At 57.3% G+C, this 21,215-nt stretch carries 15 protein-coding genes; 6 read left to right on the plus strand and 9 right to left on the minus strand.

The features are described 5' to 3' along the window. The 4 genes from BANAN_RS06805 to BANAN_RS06820 all read right to left on the minus strand — a co-directional run bounded on the left by BANAN_RS06805 (nucleotide 1) and on the right by BANAN_RS06820 (nucleotide 4,869). Nucleotides 1–888 carry a glycosyltransferase family 2 protein gene (locus BANAN_RS06805; protein ID WP_041777165.1) on the minus strand — a complete coding sequence of 296 codons (888 nt, stop codon included), beginning with the start codon at nucleotides 886–888 and terminating at the stop codon, nucleotides 1–3. 152 nt (nucleotides 889–1,040) lie between these two features. Beyond that, nucleotides 1,041–1,973: a capsular polysaccharide synthesis protein gene (locus BANAN_RS06810; protein ID WP_014698172.1), complete on the minus strand. Its 933-nt coding sequence runs from the start codon at nucleotides 1,971–1,973 to the stop codon at nucleotides 1,041–1,043. A 14-nt stretch (nucleotides 1,974–1,987) separates the two neighbouring features. Further along, nucleotides 1,988–3,235 (minus strand): nucleotide sugar dehydrogenase, encoded by a 1,248-nt coding sequence (locus BANAN_RS06815; RefSeq protein WP_014698173.1) that lies wholly within the window; start codon nucleotides 3,233–3,235, stop codon nucleotides 1,988–1,990. A gap of 98 nt (nucleotides 3,236–3,333) precedes the next feature. Next, on the minus strand, nucleotides 3,334–4,869 hold the full coding sequence (locus BANAN_RS06820) for a sugar transferase (RefSeq protein WP_014698174.1): 1,536 nt from the start codon (nucleotides 4,867–4,869) through the stop codon (nucleotides 3,334–3,336). Nucleotides 4,870–5,142: 273 nt separating this feature from the next. Between BANAN_RS06820 and BANAN_RS06825 the strand changes: the two genes are divergently transcribed. After that, complete coding sequence (locus BANAN_RS06825; protein WP_014698175.1) at nucleotides 5,143–5,484, plus strand: hypothetical protein; 342 nt, start codon at nucleotides 5,143–5,145, stop codon at nucleotides 5,482–5,484. Between the two features lie 79 nt (nucleotides 5,485–5,563). Next, on the plus strand, nucleotides 5,564–7,288 hold the full coding sequence (locus BANAN_RS06830; RefSeq protein WP_014698176.1) for an MDR family MFS transporter: 1,725 nt from the start codon (nucleotides 5,564–5,566) through the stop codon (nucleotides 7,286–7,288). 137 nt (nucleotides 7,289–7,425) lie between these two features. On the opposite strand, the gene BANAN_RS06835 is transcribed toward BANAN_RS06830, so the two are convergent. Continuing rightward, a complete protein-coding gene (locus BANAN_RS06835; RefSeq protein WP_014698177.1) occupies nucleotides 7,426–8,784 on the minus strand; it encodes an Nramp family divalent metal transporter in 1,359 nt (452 codons plus the stop codon). A gap of 109 nt (nucleotides 8,785–8,893) precedes the next feature. Beyond that, nucleotides 8,894–9,622: an HNH endonuclease family protein gene (locus tag BANAN_RS06840; protein WP_014698178.1), complete on the minus strand. Its 729-nt coding sequence runs from the start codon at nucleotides 9,620–9,622 to the stop codon at nucleotides 8,894–8,896. A gap of 158 nt (nucleotides 9,623–9,780) precedes the next feature. Here BANAN_RS06840 and pdxS point away from each other — a divergent pair, with 158 nt between their 5' ends. Next, nucleotides 9,781–10,656 carry a pyridoxal 5'-phosphate synthase lyase subunit PdxS gene (gene pdxS / locus BANAN_RS06845; RefSeq protein WP_014698179.1) on the plus strand — a complete coding sequence of 292 codons (876 nt, stop codon included), beginning with the start codon at nucleotides 9,781–9,783 and terminating at the stop codon, nucleotides 10,654–10,656. 26 nt (nucleotides 10,657–10,682) lie between these two features. Then, nucleotides 10,683–11,333, plus strand: coding sequence for a pyridoxal 5'-phosphate synthase glutaminase subunit PdxT (gene pdxT, locus BANAN_RS06850; protein WP_014698180.1), 651 nt, complete (start codon nucleotides 10,683–10,685; stop codon nucleotides 11,331–11,333). Nucleotides 11,334–11,412: 79 nt separating this feature from the next. Here the strand turns inward: pdxT and BANAN_RS06855 are convergent, their stop codons facing one another. Continuing rightward, on the minus strand, nucleotides 11,413–14,997 hold the full coding sequence (locus tag BANAN_RS06855) for a thiol reductant ABC exporter subunit CydD/CydC (RefSeq protein WP_014698181.1): 3,585 nt from the start codon (nucleotides 14,995–14,997) through the stop codon (nucleotides 11,413–11,415). 252 nt (nucleotides 14,998–15,249) lie between these two features. Here BANAN_RS06855 and BANAN_RS06860 point away from each other — a divergent pair, with 252 nt between their 5' ends. Next, nucleotides 15,250–17,070: an AMP-dependent synthetase/ligase gene (locus BANAN_RS06860; RefSeq protein WP_014698182.1), complete on the plus strand. Its 1,821-nt coding sequence runs from the start codon at nucleotides 15,250–15,252 to the stop codon at nucleotides 17,068–17,070. Between the two features lie 70 nt (nucleotides 17,071–17,140). On the opposite strand, the gene BANAN_RS06865 is transcribed toward BANAN_RS06860, so the two are convergent. Next, nucleotides 17,141–18,529, minus strand: a complete 1,389-nt coding sequence (locus BANAN_RS06865) for a Maf family nucleotide pyrophosphatase (protein WP_014698183.1) — start codon at nucleotides 18,527–18,529, stop codon at nucleotides 17,141–17,143. 178 nt (nucleotides 18,530–18,707) lie between these two features. On the opposite strand from BANAN_RS06865, the gene BANAN_RS06870 reads away from it, so the two are divergent. Next, nucleotides 18,708–19,274: an arsenate reductase/protein-tyrosine-phosphatase family protein gene (locus tag BANAN_RS06870; RefSeq protein WP_041777166.1), complete on the plus strand. Its 567-nt coding sequence runs from the start codon at nucleotides 18,708–18,710 to the stop codon at nucleotides 19,272–19,274. An 82-nt stretch (nucleotides 19,275–19,356) separates the two neighbouring features. On the opposite strand, the gene BANAN_RS06875 is transcribed toward BANAN_RS06870, so the two are convergent. Continuing rightward, on the minus strand, nucleotides 19,357–21,012 hold the full coding sequence (locus BANAN_RS06875; protein ID WP_237705855.1) for a DUF4012 domain-containing protein: 1,656 nt from the start codon (nucleotides 21,010–21,012) through the stop codon (nucleotides 19,357–19,359). Nucleotides 21,013–21,215 lie beyond the last annotated feature (203 nt).

The raw sequence follows: 21,215 nt of genomic DNA on the forward strand, positions 1-21,215 counted from the left end.
TTATCTCTCCTTCCTGCCATGAGATTTGGCAGCAGCCCTCTGACCATTGCGATTGCCGATGAGGCGGAATCCGCAATCAACGGTGAATCGCATTGCTTCAATCACATGCCCTTGCCTGAGCAAACCGCCAAGCGTGTACTTGACCAAGGAGAGTCCTTCGCCAGACAATGACGCATCGCCAAGAATGTCTTTGTGCTTGGCAATCTCCACGCCCTGAATGTAGTTGCGCTTGTACTGCTGCTTGAAGGTGAAGTTGTGGGAATGAATCACCGTGGCGTTCGCTTCATACACGATCTTCCACCCTGCATGCAGGAAGCGCGCAGCAATGAACATATCTTCGTTGGTCAGCACATCCGTTTCGAAACCACCGACTTCCAGATATGCCGTACGACGATAGGCCGCACATACATCGGTAGAGTGGAAGGCCTTGATGCCCAAGCTTGGAATATCGGCCTTGGTGACCACCATGGATTCATCGCCATACGAGTACTTACGAACGAGTACCTCTGCCGGGCGTGCGGCCTTGCGTGGAAGTTGACGTCCATATACCAGCGCCACTTCATCGTCTGTGAATGGGGCCACAATCTTCGCAATATAGTCATTGTCACTTGGCATGGCGTCCTGCGTGAGGAACAGCACGAAATCACCAGTGCTCTCGCGAAGCATCGCATCGCGCGTACCACCGTGATTGAAATCCTTGCGGTCGATGACGATCAGTTTCACCTCGAGATGGCGCTGGACCATCTCCTGCGTGATGTCTTCAGACGAGGAGTCCACAACAATGATCTCATCGGGTTTACGCGTCTGCTGCTCCAATCGTGCAAGCAATGTGTCGATTTGCCTGCCCGCATTCAGCGTAGGTACAATAACCGAGATTGCGCCATCCACCAACTCGTTTCCTCCCACGTCTCATACGCCATTACATTATTCATTCCGAGCTCCGGGAACCTACAGGAATGGTAACAGCATACGCTGATTACGTTCAGCTCAGCTCAAATCGCAGTGGTATTGCGTAGGTTTCATACATGACACCTTCCACCTTAGAATTCACCATCAAGAAGACGTTGGTAGATGGTTTCCTTACCATTGACCGTGGTTGGATAATTGATTTTGTATGTCAATTTATTGATGTAATTACCCGCAGATAACCGTGGCTTTTCATCAGTCGACTGCAGTTGCTCGCTGAGTTCGAACCTGCCAAGATTATTCTCTGGTACGGAGTCAATCATCCGCTGGAATTCCGGGTAATGCACATATGCCTCATATAGCATCACATCTATCATGAAATACTCGGGCACACCTTTCCCCGCGCAAGCAAGTTTGTCCAGAGCGTCGTACATGTATTTGAAAAGAGGGTTGCCTTTGACTCCGGCAATGAAATAAGCTGCCCAATTCCTAGGAGGATTCCTCCGATGCACCGGAATCGAATAGAATGGCGCGGAGAAGACCTTCTCAGGGATTATTTCCGTGACATACACCGTTGAATCAATCCAAGCACCCCCGTGCGTGTACAGTAAAGCAAACCGAACAATATCCGAGAATAATGCAAGGCTGATATTCCCCCTGTCCAGCTCTTTCAAGACCTTTGGATCAATGTCGGCGAATGCAGTCACATTGTCTTTCGTGACTATATGCACCGGATGACTACCAGCGTGAGCTCGAATGCTTCGTATACAGGCTTTTACGATTGCTGGGGTGTTAACGTCCAAACCTTGCCACCACATAACCCAAATAGGTGCGCACTCAGCATGCTGTAAGTTGTCGGACAGCTTCTGTGGATGGCATGGTATCGCCTTCATGAGCTTTTGCCATGTAAGGTCGCCAAGCTGTTTGAAGTACACTTCTCCCAATTTACCTGTTACATGGTTGATGTACCCCAATGCAGCGATGCGACTCCCAAATAGCTGGCGCGAGCTATCGAACTCACTCCCAAAACGCGCCAATTTGCTCCTCACATTGCGAATTTTGCCCATGACGTCCCTTGAAATCAATCGCGGCGGAAGAGATCGCGCGTATACACCTTGTCGGCGGCATCGGCGAGATCCGACTCATTCCATCGGTTCGCGACGATGATGTCGCAGCACTTCTTGAAGGCATCGAGATCGTGCGTGACCTCACTGCCAAAGAACTCGGCAGCGCCGAGCGTCGGCTCATACACGAGCACGTCAATGCCCTTGGCCTTGATACGCTTCATGATGCCTTGGATGCTCGACTGGCGGAAGTTGTCGGAACCCGACTTCATCGTGAGACGATAGATGCCCACAACCGGATTCTTCACACCGTCGATCTTCTCGAGGATTTGATCGGCGATGAAATCCTTGCGCGTGCGGTTCGATTCGACAATCGCCCCGATGAGATTCTGCGGCACATCGGCGTAATTGGCCAGCAGCTGCTTCGAATCCTTCGGCAGACAGTAGCCGCCATACCCGAACGATGGGTTGTTGTAATGCGTGCCGATGCGCGGGTCGAGGCACACGCCGCGAATGATCTCGGCAGTGTTCAGACCACGCGACTCTGCATAGGTGTCGAGCTCATTGAAATAGGCCACTCGCAGTGCGAGGAAGGTGTTGGCGAACAACTTGATCGCCTCGGCCTCAGTCGTGCCGCACACCAGTTCCGGAATGCCTGTGGAACCATCGGCGCTGAGTCGATCGTTTTCCTCTGGAGCCGCACCTTCCGCCAGAAGCATCGCGAACGTCTGCGCTGCCTTCACCGCCTGGGCATCATCGGTAGGGGCTCCCACAACAATGCGGGAAGGATGGAGGTTGTCGTAGAGCGCATGGCCCTCTCGCAGGAACTCGGGAGAGAAGATAATCTTCTTATCCCCCGTCTTCTCACGCAACTGAGCCGTATAGCCTACCGGAATCGTCGACTTGATGACAATCCAGCAATCCGGGTCATATTCACGAATCGCCTTGATAGCGGCCTCGACGCTGGAGGTATCGAAGTAGTTCTTCTTCGAGTCATAGTTCGTCGGAGTTGCCACCACCGCGTAATCGGCACCGGTATAGGCGACAGCCGGGTCGAGCGTGGCCTGGAAGTCGAGATCCATCGTGCCATCGCGCTTGCCATCGAGGAAACGCGTGATCTCGGTATCGACAATCGGGCTCTCGCAATTGTTGAGCAGTTCGACCTTCTCGGGAACGATGTCGAGCGCATGCACCTCATTATGCTGCGACAGCAACAATGCAACCGACAGTCCCACGTATCCCGTACCGGCAACAGCAATCTTCATAACAACTCCAATACTGTATGCGCTAGCCACATGACTAACAATCAACAATCATACTGAAGATTGGAACATGATCATAGTATTTTCATCTTCATCAGCGTTTAGTACGCTCCACTCGGATGCAATACCGTGCCAATCGTGCGCAGAATGTACACGACATCACCCATGACGCTCCAGTCCTGCACATAACTCACATCGAGCTGACGGCTCTCCTCCTCATTGAGGTCATTGCGGCCAGACACCTGCCAGGGGCCAGTGATGCCGGGCTTGACCAGCAGGCGCGTCGCATAGACCGGGTCGTATTCGGCCACTTCGAACGAACGCTGTGGGCGCGGCCCCACCACACTCATCGAACCCGTGAACACGTCGAAGAACTGCGGTAGCTCGTCGAGGCTCGTCTTGCGAATGAAGTTACCCACCTTCGTGATGCGCGGGTCGTGCTTGAGCTTGTACCGGGCTCCCAATTCCTGCCCTTGCGCGGCCAACACCTCTTTCAGGTGTGCGTCGGCGTCCACACGCATCGAACGGAACTTATGGATGTAGAACGGCTTGCCACGCAAGCCGATACGCTCCTGCTTGTAGAACACCGGACCGCCGTCTTCAATCTTGATCGCCAACGCCACAATCAGCATGATCGGCGAGCTCAGAATGATTGCAATCGTCGACACCACGAGATCGAACACGCGTTTCTTAATCTGTGCGGAGGGGGAGTACTGAGGCAGACTGATCGTCATGATGCTCATACCCTGAATGTTGCGCATCTGCGTGGCATGTTCGGCAATGTCAAGCGCAGAGGTGATCAGCGCGATCTCAAGATTCACAGATTCCATCTGCAAAGCAAAAGTGCTCAGATTGTCGGAGAAGCGGTCGAGCACATCGGTGACCATCACCGTCTGTGCGCCGGTTTCCGCAATCCGTCCAGCCAGCTGGGGTCCATATTCAATCACATCAATCGGGGAATTCCATGACTCGTGCACCTCTTGATTGAGTAATTCGATGTCAGGGTCTCCCTCAATGAGTCCCGTCTCACTATTGACCCGAATCGGGCACAGGCGAATCGGTTTGTAATTGAGCTGCTTGCGCTGGTTGAGGAACTTGAGAATCTGCCCAATGCCCTCGGGGGAACCGACGATGACAGTCGGATACGAATACTCCCCCTTGCGATGCTTGCTGGTGAGGATAACGCGCGCGATGAAGCGAACGATCATTTCCGCAATCCACACAATCAACGAGGTGAAGCAGACCATGTAGAAGAACACGTTGCACTGAATAATGAAGTCGAGCGCGCAAATCGCCACCCACGCAATGAAACCGCCCTTGAGCAACAGCATATTGAGCTGGTACCCGTCGGCGAACACATGTCGATGGTATACCCCTGCCACATGCATGCAATAGACGTAGATTGCCGCACATACAGCCGAATAGAGCAGTGGATCTATAGGAAGATTCAACTGCAGGCGAGTCGTCATGAGGTTTGTGCCATGTGTCACGACGAGCACAATCATGCTGGTAGCGAAGTAAACCAACGCATCGAACAGCATGAGTGCCAGATTCATGACAAAACGCCAGCGCAGTACCTTGCTGGAACGGACGTCCACTTCCTCAGCGAGCTGAGCATCGCTTTTCGCCTGTGCCATGGCTCTCCCTCATACCTACCGTCCGTGGTTCTACCTATTCAGGATTCAATACAAAGGTCAATCATATCGCAATGTACGCACTGCACAATCAACAAGCAGGGCCATCGCCCAAGTTCACGAGCAGTGAATAGTACAGGCCGGTTCTAGAATGGGAACCAGATGGTTGTATATACACCGTTCTCATATACAATCTGGGCATCCGGGTATATCAACCTCGCCACACGCACAGCATGAATCGGCCGATACGGCCATTCGTCACATGAAGGAGACCCCATGACCACCATCAATGACTCACCGATCACCAACGATTCCGACGCCGAGCTTGAGGCATTTGAACAGCGCGTCAACGAGATGCTTTCGACCGGCGAACTCGACTCCGCGCTTTCCATCACCGATGAGAACGGCGTGGCACAGGTGCTGCCGATGCTCGACACCGAGCCGATTGCGCATCTGCTCGACGGCATTGAGGAGCTCGGCGGCTCGGCCAACGTGTTCGTGCGGACCGCCGAAGGCACCGCCATTCTCACCGTGAACGAATACAGCCCGGAAGACGCCGCGCTTGACGCCGCAGAAAGCGAAGCGGATGCCGAGGCAGATGCGCAGGCCGCGGAATAATCGACGCCGCGATTCCAAGCACGTCGGCGCAACAACACAGTTCAGAACCGCATAGAAGAGAACAGGGAATTACCAAGCGATGACCAGCCACGAGGAACCCGAGGAGGGCGAGCAACACGGCGGGAACAGAGTAAACGCAGCCGGCAAACCATACACCCGCGATGTGCATCACGACACAGAACCAGCTCCTCCTCGGGCTTCGGGCTACTTCGCCGGACTCACCCAGGCACTCACGCGCACCGATGCATACCGTGACGGGCATTTGAGCCGACCCGCGTTCCTCTCGCTGGCCATTCTCACGTTCATCACTTTCGTCGGCAACTTCACGCAGCTGCAGCTGAGCGCCGCTCTGCCCACCTTGGTGAGCGACTTCCATATCTCGGTGACACTCGGGCAGTGGATGACGTCGATTTTCCAGCTCACGATGGGCGTCATGGTGCCGCTGACAGCGTACCTCACGCGCCGCTTCTCCACACGGCAGATCGTCATCACCTCCATGGTCGTATTCACACTCGGCTCGGTGCTGGCATGGCTTAGCCCGTCGTTCCCGTTAGCGCTCTTCGGCCGCTTCCTTGAGGCCGTGGGCACCGGCGTGATGTGGCCGGTGTTGCAGATCACTGTGTTTTCCATTTTCCCGCTGGCACGGCGAGGCATGGCGATGGGTATCGTCGGCATGGCGATGGCCGTGGCTCCGGCCATCGGCCCCACGCTCGGCGGTGTGCAGACCGATCTGAACGGCTGGCGCTCCATATTCCTCACCCTCACGGTGATAGGCTGCCTCGCCATTGTGCTCACCACCTTCGGCTTGCATAATTTCGGGCAGGCAGACACATCCGCGCATGCGGACTTCTTCTCGGTGGGTCTTTCGATCATCGGCTTCGGCGGCCTCATGTTCGGCTTCACGAACATTCAGGCCTACCCGTTCTCTGTTCCGGTGGTCTGGCTGCCCATGGTCATTGGTTTGGCCGGCATCATCTGGTTCGTGCTGCGTCAGTTCCACACCGAGAAGATGTTCAAGGCAGGCAAGAGCAGCCGCCCTGCCCTGCTTGACCTTTCGGTGCTGCGCAATCGGAGCTTCTCAATCGGCACGATCATCGCATCGCTGAGCTTCTTCGCATTCAGCTCGCTTATTGTGCTCATTCCGCTCTTCATTCAGGATTGCCGCGGCTACAGCGCCACGATCAGCGGACTCATCATGCTCCCCGGCGCCATTGCCCAGGCGATCTCGCAGTTCTTCGGCGGCCGCGCGCTCGACCGCTTCGGCGCGCGGCCCGTGGCCCTCATCGGCACGATTCTGCTCACGGCAGGCACTGCGTGCATGAGCACGATCGGCTTGCATACGTGGATCTGGTCCATCTCGTTCTACCAGTTCATTCGCCAGATCGGCATGGGCTTCGTCATGATGCCGGTGACCACATGGTCGTTGAACTGCCTCAAACCCTCCGAAGTCTCCGCTGGCTCGGCAGTTACGAACACGGTGCGTCAAATTGCCGGCGCAGTCGGCTCCCCGGTAATGATTCTCATCATGTATTCGATCGCTGCGGCCAGCATGTCCAACGGGCAGCAGACCATTCCCGCCAACATCACCGGCATAGAATGGGCACTGCGCATCAGCGCCGTCATCAACCTCATCATGATTCTCATGGTCATCTTCGGCGTCAAGGGTGAAGATGCCGGCTCGGCCCGCGAAGCCGTCCGCATCGCGCTTCACCACGACTCGCTAAAGCAGGAAGACAAGGCCACGAAGTCCCTCGCCCATATCGATGACACCGCCAAGCTCCACACCATCGAAACGGGTAAATAGGCAGAAATACACGTGACGGGAAGCGCTGGGCCGGGGATCCCTTGCTGAGGAGCGTGATGCCCGCCGCATGCGGCGAAGCCGCACCGCGGCAGCATTTCACCTTGACGAAGCGAGGGATCCCCGGCCCAGCGCTTCCCTCAGGCTTTACCCATTAGGGTGAGCACAATGAGCACAAGGTTCAGGGCGATGATCACGGCGACCACCAACAAGCAGATGGCGTGCTTGACGGGCCCATCCACGTACTTGCCCATGATCTGCTTGTTATGCGTGTATCGCATCAAGGGAATCACCGCAAACGGAATGCCAATCGACAGCACCACCTGACCTATGATCAACGCTTCGGTGGGGTTCGAGGCCAAGGCGAGCACCACAAGTGCCGGCACAAGCGTCGTGATGCGGCACGCCCACATCGGCACATTCCAATGCAGCAGCCCCTTCATGATCTCCGAGCCCGCATAGGTGCCCACCGAAGTCGAGGAAAGGCTGGAGGCGAGCAGTCCAATCGAGAACACCGTGCCGACGGTAGGGCCGAGCACCTGTGAGATCGCATGCTGCGCCCCTTCTATCGTGTCGGTGCCACCCATGCCGTGCAGCGAATTCGCCGCCAGCACGAGCAGGGCGATGTTCACCGAACCAGCAAGCGCGAGCGCCCACACCACATCAATGCGGCTGCCGTGCAGCATCTCCTTGATGCTGGGCTTATGTGCCTTATGCGCGTAGTGGTCGTTGACCAGCGTGGAATGCAAATAGATCGCATGCGGCATCACGGTCGCACCGAGCATCGAAGTAGCCATGAGCACCGAAGCGCCTCCATTGAACCGCGGGATGAGCCCCTCAGCCACCTTGAGCGGATTCGGCGGGTCCATGAACAAACCGGCTATGAAGCCGAGGGTGATCACGAGCAGCAGGCCGATCACCAGGCGTTCGAAGATTTTATGGGTCTCCCCTCCTTGGAACAGCAGCAGCACGGTGGATACGGCACCTATGATGAGCCCTCCCACGAGCAACGGCAATCCAAACAGCAGATGCAGCGCAATCGCGCCGCCAATCACCTCAGCCAGGTCGGTGGCGATCGCAATCACCTCGGCCTGTGCGAAGAACAGGAAGCTGCCGGCGCTGCCCATGCGTTCGCCGAGAATCTGTGGCAGGCTCTTGCCGGTCACAATGCCGAGTTTCGAGGCCTGGTATTGAATGAGCACGGCCATGCAGTTTGCAAGCACGAGCACCCAGACGAGCAGGTAGCCGTATTTCGCGCCTGACGTGAGGTTGGCGGCCACGTTACCCGGATCCACGTAGGCAACCGCGGCGACGAAAGCGGGGCCGAGCATGCTGGTGAGCGCGTGGATGGGCTTCTCCGGTTTGCCGGAATCCTTGCGCGCTATCGCAACATCCTGATTCACCACAGCCGCCTCGGCCACCGTGTCGATGTTCACCACCGGTTCGCCGCTCACACTTGCCGATTGGCTGCCTGTCGCGCACTCATCCTGTTCCGCCATGCTCCCGCCACCTCACTCTTCTGTGTCGTTCTCGTTCTGCTTCAGGTTGCCGTTCTGCTTCAGGTTTTAGGTGGCAATTGTAACCAACCGAAATCCGTTCGCACTGCGCTCAATCGACGGGGATCTCCTGCCCCGGGCAGCTATGCAGCACGCTTTGCATCGCGCGTTTCTCGCTGCTCGTCACCGACAGCCCGTATTTGTCTTTCACACCAATCTGCCGGGCCACGTAATCGCATCGATACGAAGCATTCGTCGGCAGCCAGTATGCAGCGGAAGAGGATCCTTTGCCTTGATTCGCCGGGCCGTCCACGGCGAGCAGATTATACGGATCGTTCGCGAACTGCATGCGCTTTCTCGTGTTCCAATCCTTGGCCCCAGACTGCCATGCGTTCTGCAGGGCAACCACGTGGTCGATCTGCACGGCGGCGCTCGTGTTCTGCCCGCGTGTGAAATGAATCACCTTTCCCGTGTACGGGTCGTTCAACACGCCGGATTTCACTTTACAGCCGTTGCGTGTGACATATGCCACATCGGTCAGATCGCGCGCCAGAATGTCTTCGCGCACATCGCACCCGTTGCCGTCGTCGTCAGTCTCGCGGAATCCGAACAGATCGCGGTCATAGCCGTCGCCATTGGGCCTGTCCACCACGGCAAGCTTGTTCAGCGTCTCCGCGGCGGTTCCGGTTGCCGTGTAGCGGCCAGTGATCTCGGCGATGCCGTTGTTGATGCGCGGCAGAATCACGCCGAGGGTCGCTCCGATCACCACTGCGATGAGCAGGATGATCAGGATTCGCTCGAGCGGTGTCACTCCGTATTTGCGCTTGAATCGTCGTGCCATACGCACAGTGTAAACGCGCACGTTTGAAAACTACAGTCTTGCGTGTTCTCGAATGTTTTACTGCCGCTCGCGTTCACAATGGGGACAGTTTTCCGGGATATGCGTGTTCGTGTGCTAATTGTCGTGTTGACACGGAAGCACAGTGAGGGAAGAGACTCATGGAAACCACTCGCAACGAACTCAACAGGAACCTGGCGCAGATGCTCAAGGGCGGTGTGATCATGGATGTGACCACACCCGAGCAGGCCCGCATTGCCGAAGACGCCGGTGCATGCGCCGTCATGGCGCTGGAGCGCATTCCGGCCGACATCCGCGCCGCCGGCGGCGTGAGCCGTATGAGCGATCCGGCGATGATCAAGGGCATTCAGGAGGCCGTGTCGATTCCGGTGATGGCGAAGGTGCGTATCGGTCACATTGCCGAGGCACGTATTCTGCAGGCCATCGAGATTGATTATATCGACGAGTCGGAGGTGCTCTCCCCCGCCGATGACGTCTACCACATCGACAAGCGCGAATTCGACGTGCCGTTCGTATGCGGCGCGAAGAACCTCGGCGAGGCACTGCGACGCATTGAGGAGGGCGCTTCGATGATCCGCACGAAGGGCGAGCCGGGCACCGGCAACGTGATCCAGGCCGTGCGCCACATGCGCACGATGACCAAGCAGATTCGCGAACTCGCCTCGCTGCGCGACGACGAGGTGTACGAGGCGGCCAAGCAGCTCGCCGTGCCGTATGAGCTCGCGAAATATGTGCACGATAATGGCAGATTGCCGGTCGTCAACTTCGCCGCCGGCGGCGTGGCGACGCCCGCGGACGCCGCGCTGATGATGGAACTCGGCGCCGAAGGCGTGTTCGTCGGCTCCGGCATCTTCAAGTCCGGCGACCCGGCCAAGCGCGCCGCCGCCATCGTGCAGGCCACCGCGAACTGGCGCGACGCCGACCTGCTCGCCCGTCTCTCGGAGAACCTCGGCGAGGCGATGGTGGGCATCAACGAAGACGAGATCGAAACGATCATGGCCGCACGCGGCGAGTGACACGGCACTGCTGTTGAGGACTATTCATGGTTGTTGACGTTTCCTATATCTCGAAGGAACACTCGGAGGACGCCACAAAGGCATCCTCCGGCGTGACCGGCATTCTCGCCGTGCAAGGCGCCTTCGCCGAACATGCGGCGATGCTCGACAGACTCGGCGCCCCATGGAAACTGCTGCGCGCCCGCGAGGACTTCGACGACTCGATCGACCGCGTGATCCTACCCGGCGGCGAAAGCACCACGCAAGGCAAGCTCCTACGCTCCACCGGCCTGTTCGACCCGATCAACGAGCACATCAAGGCCGGCAAGCCGGTGTTCGGCACCTGCGCCGGCATGATCCTGCTCGCCCAGCGGCTCGAAAACGACCCGAACGTGTACTTCGGAGCACTCGACGCCACCGTGAGGCGCAACGCCTACGGCCGGCAACTCGGTTCGTTCACGGCCACCGAGAACGTCGCCACATTCCACGCCGACGGCACTCCGTCCGACATGATCGAGAACTTCCCACTGGTGTTCATCCGCGGTCCCTTCGTCGCCGAAACCGGACCAAACGCCCAGGTGATGTGCAAAACCAACAGCAATGTGGTCGCACTGCAGCAGGGCAACATCCTCGCCACCGCATTCCACCCCGAAATCACCAACAACACGCGAGTGCACGAGTTCTTCCTATCGCTATAGGTATTGCTAAATATGAGAAGCGGTGCGGGCATTAGGTTTCTAGTGCCCGCACCGCTTCTTCTTTTGCTGTAGTGTCCTTCTACATCTGAAGTGTCTCATCAGCAATGCGCATCGTCGAATCGCGGTGCGAGACGAGCACAACCGCCGCATCGCGCTCCTCGACCAACGCATTGATCGACTGGAGGATGTAGGCCTCATTGAGTGAATCCAGGCGACTGGTCGGCTCGTCGAACAGGTAGAGGCTCGCATCACGAAGGAACATGCGGGCCAGGCCGATGCGCTGTCGTTCGCCTTCCGAAAGCCGATCACCGAGTTCGCCCACACGGGTTCCCATGCCCTCAGGAAGATCATCCACCAAAGCAGCGATCGATGCCTGCTCCAGAGCCCTGTGCAATTCGGCATCGCTCGCCTCCGGCTTGGCGAGGCGCAGGTTGCCGGCGATCGTATCATCGAACAGGTAGGTCTCCTGGCTCATCATCGTCTGCAACCGCCTACGCGTATGCGCATCGATAGCAGCCAAAGCATGCCCGGACATCGACACGGTGCCTTGTTGCGGATCCCAGTAGCGCATCAGCAGCTTGAGCAACGTGGACTTGCCACGTCCAGACGGCCCCTGGATGCCAAGGATTCCCGAAAGCGGAATATCCATCGCGACATCACGCAACACCGGCGCACCGTAACCATAGCCGAACGTCACCCCGTCCAAGGCCATACCGTCATATGCGCATTGCTCGGTCCCCCGCTCCTCCACTGCAGGTTCGGCGTCGAGCACCGAGAACAGTCTGCGTGCAGAGGCGAAGGTCTGCGTCAGATTCGCCGGCAACGCACTCAGCGCGAGCGTGGGTCCGAAGGAACTCACGACGAGTACGAATGCGGCGATATTTGCGGCAACAGTGTTCGTATTGCCAAGGCTCAATGTCAATGCCAGCAATGCCGCCACGGCCGTCACTGCGATCACGATCACGCTGTCGTAGCCGCTGAACGCGCCGTTCCGCGCGCTCAATCTCGTGCGCTGGCGCCACAACGATCTCGACCATGCATCAATCCGCTTCAGCCGTTCGTCACCGCAATCGAAGCGAATAATCTGATCAAGCCCATGCATGTCATCGAGCACCTGATCGTCGAGTGCAGCGCTGTCTTTGCGCAGCTTCCAACCCACACCGCGAAGTGCGACAGCGAACAGACGCGGCATCACCACGCCGAGCAGCAGATGCGCAATCACCAGCAACAATGCAAACCAGGGGCTCAGGAACAGCAGCGCCACCGTATAGAGCACGGTCGTCGAGAGCGCGATGATCGTCGGCGAGATCGTGTGGGCGAAGAAAATCTCAAGCAATTCCACGTCGGTGGTGATCAGCGAGATCATATCGCCGTTGCCACGGTTCGCGAGCGCAGCTGGCGCGAGTCTGCGCAGCGCGTCAAACACACGTTCACGGAACAGTGCAAGCAGACGGAACGCCAGATTGTGGTTCATGTATTGCTCGCAGTAGGCCATGATGCCGCGAATCGCAGCACATACCGCCATCAGGGTCACGGCCCAGCCGATGGATAGCCCCCACACCGGGCGCCCGAGCGCCGCGCACGCCGCCATGATGCCGAACCCCGGCATGAACGTGGCCGCCAAGTGGCCGAGCACACCGAAGCAGCACGCCAGCACCATCAACGGACGCAATGAACCCACCTGTGCGAGCAGACGGCGAATCACGTGCACGGTCGTCATCGCATCGTCGGCAGTCATATCAATGCCGGAAAGCGCAGCGTTCCGTCTCCCAACAGGTTCCGCAACACGATTCGATGAGTCGCCGCCCACTTCGTTCTGCGTATGCGCGTAGCGTATGCCGCTGCCCTCCGCACGCCGATGCACTTGTTCGACGGTGGCCTGGGCGTGGAACATGCGTGCGTAGCGGCCATCCGCAGCCATCAATGTGTCATAATTGCCGGTTTCCACACAGATGCCGTGGTCGAAGACGGCGATCATATTGGCATCCACCGTGTCGGCGAGTCTATGTGTGACGACAATCACCGTCTTCGACTGGGCGAGCTCGTGGATCGTCTGCATGATGAGCGCCTCGGATTCAGCGTCGACGCTGCTGGTCGCCTCGTCGAAGATCATGATTGGCGCCTCATGCAGCAGAGCGCGTGCCATGGCGATGCGCTGACGTTGGCCGCCGGAGAGATTCGCCGGATCGATTGGCATATCAAACCCTGCCGGCTGTTCGCGTACGAAATCATCGATATGCGCGAGTCTCAACGCGTGATGCAGTTGCTCGTCGGTGGCCTGCGGATTCGCCATGATCAGATTGTCGCGCAATGTCCCCACGAATAGGTGACTGCGCGCACCGACGAAGGAAACGGCAGCCATCAGTGCAGATTCGGACAGATCGGCTACTTCAACGGATTCGCCATTCACTTCGAAGGCCAATGAGCCACTGTACCCTTCGAGTTCGCCGGCGATGAGCGCAGCGAGTGTGGACTTGCCAGATCCGGATTCGCCGACAATGGCGGTCAGCGAATGTGCTGGAATGTCAAGCGAGACCTTGTGCAATGCCGGTTGAGCATCTGCCTCGTCGTCACCGTAGAAGAAACCCAGATTATGCGTGTGTACAGAAATCGGCCCGGCGGGGAGCGTCTGCTCACCATGATGCGGAGCTGGTGCGTCGAGCAACGCGAAGATCTTCTTGCTGGAAGTCATGCCGTTCATCGCCACGTGGAAGAATGAACCGAGCTGGCGCAACGGCAGGAAGAACGATGCGGAGAGCAGCACGATGAGCAACACGCCAGCCAAACCAAGCTGCGGTCCGGTGAACATATCCAGCGGCGCGAAGGTGGTACGGAACATCGTGGCACCGCCATGCATGAGCTGCCAGATCGCCACGCCGATGCCGGCCGCCGCACCGCCATAGGCGACGACGTCCATGGCGGTGAGCGAGCGTAGCTGGATCTGCAGCACGCGCATCGTCATGACGCGGAAGTTCTCGGCTTCCTCGTGCATCTTCTTGGCGGCCGCCTCGTCGGCATCGAAGGTCTTCAGTGTCTCCAGCCCCTGCAGATTGTCGAGGAACGCCGAGCCCATGTCAGTGTACTTGCCCCAGTATCTCTTGAACACGCGGGACGCGCGCATCGCGACCATGCCGACGATGATCACGATGAGCGGCGCGCAGACGAGTAGCACGACCGCGGTCGGCATGTTGATCGGCGCGATGACGGCGAACAACGTCAGCGGCGCCAGAACCGCGTAGAACAGCTGCGGCACGAATTTCTCGTAGAAGCTCTGCACTTGGTCCACGCCTTCGCCGGCGAGCTGCACAATGCTCGCCGTGCTCACCTGCTGACGGTACGACGGGCCGAGCACAAGCAGCTTCTTATACAGCGCACTGCGCAAGCCGAGTTTGACACGCTCGGCCGCCTCGGTACCGAACCGTGAACCGAGATAGTGTGCAAGGAATCGCATGAACGCGATGACTGCGAATGCAAGCGCGTACCACCCTAGTGACACCGCAGTGAACGTATATGCGGTATTGCGGCCCAGCACTGCGCCCATCAACGACACGGCAGTGACAGACAACGCAATGTCGGCGAGCAGACCGACCCACAGGCACACCACTTTCGCCGCGATGAGCCCGCGCACGCCGGGAGCGAGGGAAAACAGGCGTTTATCGAACATTCGACACTCCAGTTCACGTTTCGACAGTTCACATTTCCGCTCGGAAAACCATGTGCCAATCTAGCAGCCGAATCGCGTTTGCAACAGACCCCGGCACGAAAAAGCTGATTGTGTGAATCTGACAATCAATATCACCATGCGTTGTCGGAGCTCACAAAGATTTGCTACGCCAGCGTAACTTAGAATGCTTGAGGATTTGCTCAGCAATTCATGCAGATTGTTTGTTGTTTGCCAAGACAAGGACTAAGGCATATGCTCACCGAATACACGACGCCGGGGCCCGCACTCACTGTGCGCAATAACGAGACCATCTATGCTTTGCTCACCGACCGCATTGCACGTTCCGGCGAGGACTCCCCGCTCACGGAGAACAAGGAGGCCGACGGCGCGTGGAGCAAGCTCACCGCCGGGCAGTTCAATGACCGCGTTCGCGCCATCGCCAAGGGTCTGATTGCATTCGGCATCGAGAAGGGTGACGCAGTGACGATCTTCTCCGCCACGCGCGTCGAATGGGGTCTGCTTGATTTCGCCCTCGCTGCAGTCGGTGCGGTGACCGTGCCGATTTACGACACCGATTCCGCGTCGCAGGCCGAGCGCATTCTCAACGATTCGAATGTGAAACTGGCGATTGCCGACAATCAGGAGCGCTTCGACCGCTTGGATTCGGTGCTGGATCATTGCCCGTCGTTGGAGCGCATTCTGATGCTCGATGCGAATGCTGTGGAAGCGCTGGAGGGTCTTGGCGTGATGGTCTCCTCGGAGGAGCTCGACGAGCGCATCGCGAGCGTGAACGCCGATGACTTGGCGACGATCGTCTACACGTCCGGCTCCACCGGCACGCCGAAGGGCGCCGAGCTTTCCCATCGGAACTTCGTGAGCATCACCCGCGCTGCCGCCGATTGCGTGCCCGAGGTGCTTGACGGCAATGCACGCCTGCTGTTGTTCCTGCCCCTCGCCCACTGCTTCGCACGGTTTATCCAGTATTTCGCCTTCACCTTCGATGCCGGCGTGATCGGCTATCTGCCGAGCACGAAGACGCTGCCCCACGACATGCAGGTGTTCGAGCCCACGTTCGTGCTTGCTGTGCCGCGCGTGTTCGAAAAGGTCTACAATGCGGCATCGCGCAAGGCAGGCATCGGCTGGAAAGGTCGTCTGTTCGCCAAGTCCGTCGAGTTCGCCCGCGAATGGACCGAGATGGAGCAGGCCGGCATCGCGCCGACGGCCAAGCAGAAGGCGGAGCATGCGATGTATGAGAAGCTCGTGTATTCGACGATCCGCAGCGCGTTCGGCCCACGCATCAAGTACCTGGCCTGTGGCGGTGCACCACTCGACCGTAATCTCGCCACGTTCTTCAACGGCATCGGTTTGACGATGATCCAGGGCTACGGCCTGACCGAAACCGCCGCCCCATTCGCCTTCACCCGTGTGCACGACAACGTGATCGGCACCGTCGGGCAGCCCGTGCCCGGCTCCTCGGTGCGCATCTCACCCACTGGCGAGCTCGAGGTGAGGGGACAGAACGTGTTCCTTGGTTATCATAATCTGCCCGAGAAGACAGCCGAGACCTTTGCAGAGGATGGCTGGCTCAAGACCGGCGATCTGGCGTCGATTGACGATGAAGGCCATATCACGCTGACCGGCCGTTCCAAGGACATCATCATCACTGCCGGCGGCAAGAACGTCTCGCCCATCCCGATGGAACAGGAGATTTCGACCTGCCCGATTGTCGAACACGCCGTGGTGGTGGGCGACAACCGCCCGTTCGTCGGCGCCGTGATCACCCTTGACCAGGAAGGCCTCGCCAGCTGGCTGCCCACCCAGAAACTCCCCACCGACCTCACTATCGAACAGGCCGCTGGACTGCCTGAAGTCGCCGCCGAGATCCAGAAATACATCGACCGCGCCAACACGAACGTCTCACGAGCCGAATCGGTACGCAAGTTCATCGTGCTGCCCGTCACGTTCTCACAGGACAACAAATGTTTGACACCATCAATGAAGGTCGTACGGCCTAAGGTGAATCAGGTGTTCAAGGACGAGATCGACAACCAGCTCTACGTCGGAAAACGGTGATCTCAACTCTTCTCCATATATGGCAATGGGCTGCACCTGCAGGTGCAGCCCATTGCCATATACACGCGAATTATCTGCCCTTGTACGTGGAGGCAATCTCATTCAATCGTTTCTCGAAGCGTGGCCAGTCAGCTCGCATCGCGGTGAGCAGCTTCAGGTTGGGCACCTCGGCAATCGGCACCCACTCGATCTCCATGCTCTCGTCGTCATTGGCGCGCGGATGCACCTCGTGGCCCGGCTTCTCGAATGCGAACACCGTGGTGTATGCCCATGGACCGTGATCCTCGCAGTACGAACCCACCACTTCGATATCGGCAGGAGTGATGTTCGCCTCCTCATACGCCTCACGAAGCGCACCCTCGATTGGACTCTCACCGTCGGCGATTGCACCGCCGGGGATGCCCCATGTGCCACCCTCGGCACTCCAAGCCGCGCGATGCTGCATGACGATATGCGTCACCTCGCCGCTTTCAGGATCACGACGGGCAAGCAACACACCGGCTGCGCCATTGGTGCCCCAATGCTTACGCCCGCATGCACAATCCACCCAACCGTCGCCAGGTTGGTGCACGTTCTCCTTCGGGGGCAATGCCTTAACCGATGACAGCGGCTGCGGGAACTGTTCATCACGCGCCACATTCCACAGGTCGGTCCAATCGATGCCAAGTTCCTGCACGAGTTCACGAGCGAGCGGCAGGCTCAAACCAATGATGCCGCTCGGATCCCCCTCGATGCTGTCGATGTAGGCACCACCAAATCCGTCAAGAGTGAAGGAGCCCGCCACCTCGAGCGGCTCCCCCGTTGCGATATAGCGATCGATCATCAAATCCGAGAACTCCGCGAAATGAATCACCGCGCGGCTCACACCAGTCACCATGCGACCACTGGCGAAATCGATCAGGCAATGGCCAGTAAACAGTTCGCCGCTCGCACCACTCATCAATTCAAGCCGCTCGCGCGCGATCTGCTCGGTATGCGGCTTGCCGTATGCCTTGCCATCAAGTAGGAACATCGAATCACAGCCGAGAATCAGCGGGCCGACTTTCGCATTCGTCAACCCGTGCGTTTCAACAACGGTGCCTTGAATCGGCTGGGTGCGGACCGGGAATTCTACGCCCGAGAAATCACGAGTCTGGGCGTCATCCGTATGAGCGGAATCTGCAATCGACGGCGCAGTCTCCAATGGGAATCCAGTCACCTCGTCACCATGAGCATTCGTGGATACCTCTGCGACATCTTTGTAGGCTTGGTATACCGCGTTCGCCTTCGCTTGGGCAAGCACCATGACCTTCGTGGCGATCGGCAAATCGTCCACACTCATGCCAGCATCCGCGGCAGCCTTCGCAATCACCGCGGGTTCGTCCACATGCGAGACGCGAATGGTGGGGCAAATGCCGGCATGGAACAACAGATCACGGCGCGGCTTGGACTTCGAAGCGAGAATCAGCGGAATACTCATACCCCCACCATAACGCACACACATGGCACAATGCCTGTGAAATTCATTTGAAAATCGTCAACGGTGAGCATATTCGTAGCCAGCGCGCTCTATTATGATGCTATTGATTGAATGGACTGCGGTGAAACCCAGTGATGCGTGCATCGCAACCCGGAGAGCAACGAGGAAGGCATACGCGATAAAGGTGCTGTTTGTATGCACGGGCAATATCTGCCGCTCACCCATGGGCGAACTGTTGTTCCCGCATTTCTTCCATACGGATGGCATCGAAACCGACAGCGCAGGAACACAGGGGCTTGTCGACAGCCCAATCGACCCATCGAGCGCGAAGCTCATGGCACTCGACGGCATCGATTCGAGCCAATTCCGTTCGAAGCGGCTCACGCCTCAGTTGGCGATGTCGAGTGATTTGATTCTATGCTTCACCGAACATCAGCGCCGAAAGATTGTCGCACTTGCACCGCGCGTGCGGTCGAAGACCTTCCTGCTCAGCGATTTCGCCAACCTGTGCCGGTACTTCGGGCAGAACAATCTCCTGCATGGCACCAATGTGGAAGACCGCATGCGTGAGGTGATGTACAACGCATCAATGGCCCGGCGAGCGCTGCCGGAGGCAGAAGATATTGCAGACCCCTACCGCAAGGAATTCGCGGCGTTCCAAGCAGCGCATGACCAGATTGGGTATGCAATCGCAGATATCGCACAGGCGTTGGAGCCTTCTCGTGCGGGACATGCGGCTGAATAACTCAACTGCCTGCAACGAGTTCAATAGGTACTGAAATGGCCGGAGCTTGCAAGGCTCCAGCCATTTCAGTTCAGATCATCGGTCAGTTTGATTTTGTTGAGCACTTCGGCTCTTTGACGGTGATACCCGTACCTTTCCACCCCAGTGGAGTCTGATCAACAGTCAGCGTGGATTGTGCCTGTGGGGATACCGTGACATCAAAGGAGTACGTCACACTTTGCTCCGGCAGAACTTCCACCACGGTTTTATACACTTCCTTGCCATCCATGGTCGTTTTCTGCACGGCATCAACAGCACCATTGAGTTGGCTGATGTTGTCGATACGTCCGCCGGCAGGTGGATAGAATAGGATCTTTTCGATGCCCTTGCCTCTGTTCGGCGCGTCGACACCGGTGATATACCAAGTCAATTCCTTAGCCTGTTGTTCGGTCATGGTGTTTATAATCGTGTACTCTACATGGTAGGTATTCCCGCTATTATCGCATCTTGTTTTTTCGATGGTGGCGGTTCGCTTGATATGCCAGCCCATCTTCGAAGGATTCTGTTCGGTCAGGTAGATGCCCACCGAAGGATGCTGGGGATCATTTGGCGTCTCACCGGTGAACCCTGCGGACTGGATTTCCTTCTCAAGATTCTCGTCGAAAGAGAACATCGTGAAATGGCGCTCCCGTGCCATGGTGCCCATAGCTTCGCTGATCTTGACGAGTTTACCGAGATTCAAGTTCTTGAACATATCGGAAATGACATTCCCTGTAGTCTCTCCAAAAACAGCACCCGTCTGTGACACCTCATACTTCTTGTAGACAGTGTTGAGGAAGTATTCTGCGGTATTGTCGCCAGTAAGGACGGTACCATCCGCGAGTGTGACCGGTCCGTTGATTGCCACCATTTCCTGAACGAACACCGGGTCGACCATGATTACACCGCTCAACGGCTTTTGCTGTCCCCATGGAGTACGATTCCAAATCGATTGCATGGCCAGAGCAGCTCGTTCAGTGTCAGGGAAAACCGCCGTGTCACGGATATCGAATGACATGTGAAGAGGACCCTCATCCGAGAAAACACGCGCCATATCGGCAGAGTGATCACCAATGCCATACGGCAAATAATCCTTATTTGCCTTGAATTCACCAACGTGAACACTGCCATTGTCAGCGGTGAGCTCACCCACAGAACCAATGAGACCACCAGATGAACGCATTTCGGAAGTGGTCATTGACATCACAGCATAGGTGCGGGTTTGACCATTGCTCAGGAATCCGGGAAGCATGCGGAACGTGCTAGACAACGCATCAACACGGGTGGCCAGCGCGTTCAATTTGTCCGAGCCTTGGGCATAAGCCGAACGAACGATATCGATATTGGGCTGCGGTAGTGCATTGTATGCATCCACTTGGTGTTGTAAGGATTCATTGGCTTTCTGCATGCCTTGCTGGCAGTCGATGATTGGTCGAAGATTGATGCCATCGTCAGTTGAGGAAAGATTCGCATGCTGCAGGTTAGTAACGACATCCATGAATTGCGGCACCGATTGGTGCATTAAATCATCGATCACATTGGTCATACCTTGCACGGTGGAGACATCACTACCGAAATATGGAATCTTATTGGCTATATTCCACCAAGCACCATTGGCGATGGCAGAGGCCTGGCTGGTCTCTTGCTGAATCTGCGGGAGCTGGTCTTTGACCTTCTGCACATTGGCATCGTCTATCTTCGTAGAGAAGTCAGAGATCATAGACAACGCCCGACTCTCATGCGCCTGCACCTCCTTCGACTGCCTATATACATTGAATCCGGCTATCCCGGAGAAAATAAGCACTATGGTGAGAAGTGCAATGACACCAATCACCCATGGTCATACATGATGCTTCTTGCTGCTGGTTCGTGATGCGCGATGCGATAATGACATATCTACTCCCTACAACGGCAAGCACCGTA

Source organism: Bifidobacterium animalis subsp. animalis ATCC 25527 (assembly GCF_000260715.1).
GTDB classification, from domain to species: domain Bacteria; phylum Actinomycetota; class Actinomycetes; order Actinomycetales; family Bifidobacteriaceae; genus Bifidobacterium; species Bifidobacterium animalis.

What these genes read in the sequence shown, in the direction of transcription:
- BANAN_RS06810 (WP_014698172.1), bottom strand. Translation starts at nt 1,973, where the DNA reads ATGGGCAAAATTCGCAATGTGAGGAGCAAATTGGCGCGTTTTGGGAGT.
- BANAN_RS06815 (WP_014698173.1), bottom strand. Translation starts at nt 3,235, where the DNA reads ATGAAGATTGCTGTTGCCGGTACGGGATACGTGGGACTGTCGGTTGCA.
- BANAN_RS06820 (WP_014698174.1), bottom strand. Translation starts at nt 4,869, where the DNA reads ATGGCACAGGCGAAAAGCGATGCTCAGCTCGCTGAGGAAGTGGACGTC.
- BANAN_RS06825 (WP_014698175.1), top strand. Translation starts at nt 5,143, where the DNA reads ATGACCACCATCAATGACTCACCGATCACCAACGATTCCGACGCCGAG.
- BANAN_RS06830 (WP_014698176.1), top strand. Translation starts at nt 5,564, where the DNA reads ATGACCAGCCACGAGGAACCCGAGGAGGGCGAGCAACACGGCGGGAAC.
- BANAN_RS06835 (WP_014698177.1), bottom strand. Translation starts at nt 8,784, where the DNA reads ATGGCGGAACAGGATGAGTGCGCGACAGGCAGCCAATCGGCAAGTGTG.
- BANAN_RS06840 (WP_014698178.1), bottom strand. Translation starts at nt 9,622, where the DNA reads ATGGCACGACGATTCAAGCGCAAATACGGAGTGACACCGCTCGAGCGA.
- pdxS (WP_014698179.1), top strand. Translation starts at nt 9,781, where the DNA reads ATGGAAACCACTCGCAACGAACTCAACAGGAACCTGGCGCAGATGCTC.
- pdxT (WP_014698180.1), top strand. Translation starts at nt 10,683, where the DNA reads ATGGTTGTTGACGTTTCCTATATCTCGAAGGAACACTCGGAGGACGCC.
- BANAN_RS06855 (WP_014698181.1), bottom strand. Translation starts at nt 14,997, where the DNA reads ATGTTCGATAAACGCCTGTTTTCCCTCGCTCCCGGCGTGCGCGGGCTC.
- BANAN_RS06860 (WP_014698182.1), top strand. Translation starts at nt 15,250, where the DNA reads ATGCTCACCGAATACACGACGCCGGGGCCCGCACTCACTGTGCGCAAT.
- BANAN_RS06865 (WP_014698183.1), bottom strand. Translation starts at nt 18,529, where the DNA reads ATGAGTATTCCGCTGATTCTCGCTTCGAAGTCCAAGCCGCGCCGTGAT.
- BANAN_RS06875 (WP_237705855.1), bottom strand. Translation starts at nt 21,012, where the DNA reads ATGATCTCTGACTTCTCTACGAAGATAGACGATGCCAATGTGCAGAAG.